At 59.0% G+C, this 1,148-nt stretch carries 1 protein-coding gene; it reads right to left on the reverse strand.

Annotated elements, in window-relative coordinates; translation table 11 throughout:
* The coding region (gene pykF, locus OKC28_RS22890; RefSeq protein ID WP_333562751.1) for a pyruvate kinase PykF at nucleotides 1-1,148 on the reverse strand (1,148 nt) is incomplete at both ends.

Here is a 1,148-nt window from a genome sequence, read left to right on the forward strand (position 1 = left end):
TGGGCAGCGGTTTTCTTGTTGGTGGTGATGGCCAGGATCCAGGCTTGCGGGAAGTACTTGCGAATGGCCTTGGCAGATTTGCCGCCTTCGGTAGCGACCACGATCAGCGGGGCGTCCAGCTTCTCGGAGGTCTCGACCGCGCCTTTACAGACCGCTTCGGTGATGCGCAGCTTGTTGCTGTCGTTGGCAGCAGACAGGTTGGACGGCATGACGGCATCGGTACGCTCGCAGATGGTGGCCATGATGGTCACGGCTTCCAGCGGGTACTTGCCCTTGGCGGACTCACCGGACAGCATGACTGCATCGGTACCGTCCAGGATGGCGTTGGCCACGTCGCCAGCTTCGGCGCGGGTCGGACGCGGGTTCTTGATCATGGAATCCAGCATCTGGGTGGCGGTGATAACCACTTTGCGTGCCTTGTTGCACTTGGTGATGATCATCTTCTGGGCGAAGATCACTTCTTCAACCGGAATTTCCACGCCCATGTCGCCACGTGCCACCATGATGCCGTCGGAGACAGCCAGAATCTCGTCGAAGTTGTCCAGGCCTTCCTGGTTTTCGATCTTGGAGATGATCTGGATGTTCTCGCCACCGTGGGCTCTCAGGTGCTCACGGATTTCCAGCACGTCTTCTTTCTTGCGAATGAAGGAGGCAGCAACGAAATCAACGCCTTGCTCGCAACCGAAGATGAGGTCGCGCTTGTCTTTCTCGGCCAGGGCCGGCAGCTTGATGGAGACGCCCGGCAGGTTGATGCCTTTGTTCTCGCCCAGATCACCGCTGTTCAGCACTTTACAGATGACTTCACGCTCGGTGATTTCGATCACGTCCATGCCGATCAGGCCGTCATCCACCAGGATGCGGTTGCCGACGCGCAGGTCGTTGGCGAAACCGGCATAGGTCACGGCCACTTTGTCTTTGTTGCCAATGACGGTCTGGTCGGTGGTGAAGGTGAAGGTCTGGCCAGCGACCAGGGCAACGTCGTTGCCGCCTTCCAGCTTGATGGTACGGATTTCCGGACCCTTGGTGTCGAGCAGTATGGCTGCGTGCTTGCCGGTTTCGGCCATGACAGCGCGCAGGTTGTTGATACGACCACCGTGCTCGGCGTAATCGCCGTGGGAGAAGTTCAGGCGCATGACGTTCATGCCGGC

The sequence above is a fragment of the Aeromonas sp. D3 genome, from assembly GCF_027705025.1.
In the GTDB taxonomy this organism is placed as follows: Bacteria; Pseudomonadota; Gammaproteobacteria; order Enterobacterales; family Aeromonadaceae; genus Aeromonas; species Aeromonas salmonicida.